Annotated in this window: 3 protein-coding genes; 2 read left to right on the top strand and 1 reads right to left on the bottom strand. The window is 50.3% G+C overall.

Annotation, left to right across the window (positions count from 1 at the left end):
- The first annotated feature begins 586 nt into the window (after positions 1-586).
- Positions 587-796 carry a hypothetical protein gene (locus tag RTI30_RS12405; RefSeq protein WP_312283897.1) on the top strand — a complete coding sequence of 70 codons (210 nt, stop codon included), beginning with the start codon at positions 587-589 and terminating at the stop codon, positions 794-796.
- 201 nt (positions 797-997) lie between these two features.
- Here the strand turns inward: RTI30_RS12405 and RTI30_RS12400 are convergent, their stop codons facing one another.
- Positions 998-4,510 (bottom strand): glycosyltransferase, encoded by a 3,513-nt coding sequence (locus RTI30_RS12400; RefSeq protein ID WP_312283896.1) that lies wholly within the window; start codon positions 4,508-4,510, stop codon positions 998-1,000.
- Between the two features lie 383 nt (positions 4,511-4,893).
- Between RTI30_RS12400 and RTI30_RS12395 the strand changes: the two genes are divergently transcribed.
- Positions 4,894-5,173 (top strand): tyrosine-type recombinase/integrase (locus tag RTI30_RS12395; RefSeq protein ID WP_312283895.1); only part of this gene is annotated, 280 nt, incomplete at its 3' end.

Raw genomic sequence — 5,173 nt, 5'->3', positions numbered from 1 at the left:
AAGTATCTACTATGCGCGGCTTACAGCCGCCGCACTATGGCGGCGTCTGAAGCCTTGCTGAAACCCGCCCCTATCGGGGCTAGAAAAAGCAACAACCCGCCGCGCCCGCCGCCCGTTTTTTAAAAGGCTCATATAAGCCCATAGAGACCAAATTAAGCCGTTGGTAGGCAACCCCATTCCATCCCGCCTTAGAATCGCTTCTAGGGCAAATTTGGGGCCTTTACGGGCATTCTGGTTGCTAGTCCTGGCGACCGTTGCCGTCATGCCGGTTGTGAAGGTAAGTGTCATGCCTGAGCGGGTGCTATGCCGTTCCAGCAAATGCCAGATGCAATCCGATTCATCGGATACCAGCGTCCGGCTCGTGATCCAGTTGTGCCGTGCATAGTTTTATGGTCTGCCAATGGATCGAGGCGGTCTTGGCTTCTGTGCCCATAGCTGGCGGCTGTGCAGGCCTCGACAAAGCAACAAGCCAGCCGTCACGGTGACGCGCCACTGTTGTAAATTTGTATTACTGTAATATTTAATTATTGATATTTATATTACAGTAATAAAAAATATAACCATCACAGTGACAGGGGGTTGAGCCATGCAAGATGAACAGCCAGACCTACCCGGCATCCCGCCCGTACCGAAGAAGCGCGGCAGACCCAAGGTCCACAAAGACCGCAAGGCCGCTGTTAGAGCCGCCGTGAAAGCGTACCGAGAGCGCGAGCGCGCCCGTAGGCAGTCGCCAGAGATCGAGGACCGTGGCGTTATCGACTTGTCAGCCGTACCGGCTTACAAGGTCCGCAGGTGATCGCCAGAGTTTTCCAACAACTCATCTTTTTGCGGTCCTTTCCAACAATGCCCAAGACCTGCCCGAAAACATTGGTCGGGAAGGCCTTGGCGGATGTGTCCATCAAACGGTGGTTTGATGGACTACAAATTGTTGCGTTTCAAGATTGAAACCGCTCCTAGATCTGAGCATTTTGCAAATCCTATCTTTTACAAGGCAAACTCATAAGCTATCAGTCATCACCCGTAGATCCATCCGTATGGCCATCTCTTCATAACCCGAGATTTGATGTCCCCAACGCTCGTTAAGTGGATACGTCCAGAGAGCTACAGGATGGGAAGCCCCTTCGAGCTTCACCTGGAAATTTAATCTTTCCTGGCCTTGCAGTATCAAGTGGCCATAGGTAAACATCATGGGAAGCATCGCGTTATCTTCCGAACCAGCTAGGGATGTATGGGCGTGAACCGTCTGGCCCATATGGTCTTCAATCCGGAGAGTGAGCGTGCCATTGGAAGCGCCCCCATAGTTACTTATCATGATGCCCATACCATGTAACGTGCCTCGAACCCCTACCGGCAACGGAAAACTTCCATGCAGCTCACCTCCAGGCACGAGTGTCAAGGGTTTGGCTTCCATGTGTGGCAACCCATAAGGCACGTCAATCACCATCGGTTCTCTAAGCCAGGGCCGTTGTACCCGTGGCGGCCAAGCCATACTGAAATCTTCCCTTTCCAACGTCAAGTTTGGATTATAGGCGGGATCACTGCGAAGGGCTGCGCCCCAGCGCCATTGCATATAGGCATGTTCCATGGCAAATCGCCGGAGTTTGTGCGGCTGGAGGTCACTACCGCGCGACTTGGATTCATGGTGATAGAGAACCGCATGGGGTAACCAGACATTTCGCCTGCCCATTTCTAGTAGCTTGAGGCAGAGGTCGACATCATTGTATGCGACAGAAAGTTCCGGAGACATGCCGCCAACAGCCTCCCAGTCCTTTTTGCGAAGGAGCATACAAGCTGCGGTCACGGCACAAAAGTTTTGTACCAAGGATGCGCGGCCAAAGTAACCTGGGGATTCTCCCGCCTGCCCTTTGTGCGCATGCGAAGCTATACCCCCGACCCCTAGCACAACTCCACCATGCTGAACTGTGCCGTCTGGATATAGCAGCTTGGCTCCTACCGCACCAATACTATCCCTTTGGGCTTGCCCCAACATCTCACCCAACCAATGCGGGGTTACTACCTCGGTATCATTGTTCAGGAGGCAGAGATAGTCACCCCGCGCCTGCGGCACCGCCCAATTATGCATTGCGGCGTAGTCAAATGGTTGGTCATAGGATACTACACGGCACCCTGGTTTTTTAGAAATATCATTGAAATAAGCCAAAGTATCAGGATCATCACTTTGATTATTGATCACAAGGATCTCGTAATGAGAGTATTCTGTCTTGGCTAAGCTATCCAGGCATTGGCGGAGATCCGACAATCCATTTCTAGTGGGAATGATAATGCTGACCAGGGAGAACTCCCGCACCTCAATACGAGGCAAGTGAAATGCACCTTCACAAGCGCTATCCAGTAAAAAATTTTCCTTTTTTCTGTGCAGGGCTTCAGCTATGGCTTTACTAGCCGCATTCACCACATAAGGTTTGGCAGCTAAATTGCTGGCTGTGGAATTGGCGAGCATACGCCAGTGGTACAGCACTACTGGGATATGTCGGATTTTTTCTACAGATAACCCTTCCGTAAAGCGCAGCACCAAGTCCCAGTCCTGGCTCCCTTCAAATCCTTCCCGAAATGCGCCAATCTGAAGCACTCGATCTCTTTTATAAACACCAAGGTGGCTGATGTAGTTTTGTCCCAGGAGCAGTTCAGGATTCCAGTCCGGCTTGAAATATGGATCGCAGCGACGATCTTTTTCATCAATCTTGTCTTCATCGCTGTAGATCAGCTCCGCCTCTGGATGCTGCATGATTTCTGCGGCCACCCAATACAAGGCATGTTCGGCCAGGGCGTCGTCGTGGTCGAGTAACGCTATGTACTCCCCGGAAGCGAGACTCAGGGCACTGTTGGAGGTAGCAGAAATGTGACCGTTTTTCTCCCGGAAAAGAACTTTGATACGCTGATCCCGGCGTGCGTATTCTTCCAGAATTCTGCGGACATGGGGTTGCGGTGAAGCATCATCTGCAATGCAAAGTTCCCAATGGGGATACCGTTGTTTGCGTACCGATTCGATAGCCAGACGCAAAAACTTCTCTGGTGGATTATAACAGGGCATGATGATAGATATTTTGGGTGGATTCTCCCACGAGGCAATCTGCTGCCCAATGGCCTTGCGGTCGGCATCCGTAAGGGTATCATAGCGTTTGATCCAGGTCTGATAATCCTGCAAGGTTTCTGGCGATAGTATACGCTTACCCAAATGTCGTAGTTTGTGCTTTACCCGGGGCGGAACTGGCAGGCGGTGATACAGGGTTTTGGCGGCCAAATAGCGTTGCGTTTTGCCATGGGGGCTGGATGCAAACAGACCCTTGGTTTGGCGCAAAAGGGCCATCGACTTACGTATCGGTTTGGTTACCCGCCAGGATCTTGACTCAAACACCGAAGCTAGATAAGCGCGCATCCGCTCGGCTTCTTCTTTGGCCTTTGCTAGCCCGCTATCGCGCTCGCTGATGGCCTGGCTGAGGCTGGCGATCTGGGTTTCACGATCTGTCACGGTTTGGTTCAAACGTACCGTCTCGTTGGTGAGGCTGGCGATCTGGCTATCGCGCTCGCTGATGGCCTGGCTGAGGCTGGCGATCTGGGTTTCACGATCTGTCACGGTTTGGTTCAAACGTACCGTCTCGTTGGTGAGGCTGTCGATCAAGTTCAAAGCCGGACGCATTCGGTCAAATTCGATCTCCCATTGATTTAGCCGATCTGGGTGAATAACAGCTTCGATTGAAGATTTCTTATCAACAACCTCAACTAACGCTACATAAACCTCTTTGGCAAGCATAATTGCCGCATAATCGGCAAATATATCTTTTGGTTTATACTTAGAATGGCGAAACTCATCTGTTAAAAAATCATGCTTGAATTTCTCGCTATCTTCTTCAATAACGTCAGTACCTAGAAATTCTGCGATGTCTTTTAAAAACTCATCCGTATTTTCTAAAACTCTATCGTAATCTATAAAAATATAATCCTTGCCGACGATGCATTTCAGTATAGTCAGCACATGCTCGATCCAGAGTAAGTAAGATTTTTCCTTCGGAAATCCATTTCTTTTATATAGAGAGTCAGCTACACTGATAGGATTACGTAGTGCAACGACGTAACGTGGCGCAAAGTCCCCAGCCTCAAATACGCGTTGCCAAAATGGTAACAGTTTAGCAACGCGCGGATCCTTAAATCCAAATTTTTTATATTGATTAAGCTTTTCATTAAGCAATCTTAAGGCTTCTATTAAATAGCCATGCTGGGAGAGGAGAGCTACTTGCTCTGCCTGCAAGGGTCGCACACTGTCCCAAGCATGTCCAATGGCTTTTAGCATTCTCTCGTTTAAATCAACAAGATCTAGATCCTCAAAAAATCCTTTGTCATTAATACCGGCTGCTGGTGGCATCAAGTTATCTCCCAGAGAAATTCCTGCCGCCATAATCCCTCTGGTAATCACGCTTGTCCCACTACGATGCATGCCAAGAACCACTACCAATTCTTTTTGATGGTTGTTACGGTTAAATTTATTGCTCATAAATAAATTCCCAGCGGCTCCTTGATATATTAATCGGCAAGTTACAGACAGAATGTACCATTCTGTCTCATAGGTATACAGCCAACCCAATCGTAATCTACTGATTCCACTGCTATCGAGCAAGCTTCGTAATGGGCTATTATGAGACATTACGATCACGGTGGAGATTTTTGGCGATGGTGGATCAGGAAAAAAGGCGCAAACGGAAGAGAGAGTCGGAGGCTGAGACCCTTGGTCTGGATGATCCCAGACAGGGAGATTTGTTTGGAGGGGTGCTAGCGGAAACCGTTACAGTGACGATGGCGCGCGATCCGGTCGCGTCCGGACCTGCAGTACCCTCCTCAGATTTGCCTCTCGCAGAATCGAGATCCGCAGACCAAGGGTTGCTCTCTGCAGCAGTAGCCACTCCCAAAAAGCGCCGAGCGGCTTTAGAGAGCGAAAGAAAGCATCTCACTGCCCTGGAGGTGGATCGGCTCCTGGCGGCTACCAAAGACAATCCCCGGACGGGCTTACGGGACCGCTGCCTGATCCTTTTGATGTTCCGTCATGGATTGCGGGTAACGGAGGCCTGCGCTATGCGGATGGACCAGGTAGACCTGGAGAGCAGGATTCTCCATGTGCAGCGGCTCAAGGGTGGGCTCTCCACCACCCAGCCCCTACGAA

The sequence above is a fragment of the Candidatus Igneacidithiobacillus taiwanensis genome (assembly GCF_031962545.1).
Taxonomy (GTDB): Bacteria; Pseudomonadota; Gammaproteobacteria; order Acidithiobacillales; family Acidithiobacillaceae; genus Igneacidithiobacillus; species Igneacidithiobacillus taiwanensis.
The sequence above is the reverse complement of the archived record's forward strand: the minus strand, read 5'-3'. Positions and strand labels throughout refer to the sequence as shown.

Coding starts and splice junctions, on each gene's coding strand:
- RTI30_RS12405 (WP_312283897.1), top strand. CDS start 587: ATGCAAGATGAACAGCCAGACCTACCCGGCATCCCGCCCGTACCGAAG.
- RTI30_RS12400 (WP_312283896.1), bottom strand. CDS start 4,510: ATGAGCAATAAATTTAACCGTAACAACCATCAAAAAGAATTGGTAGTG.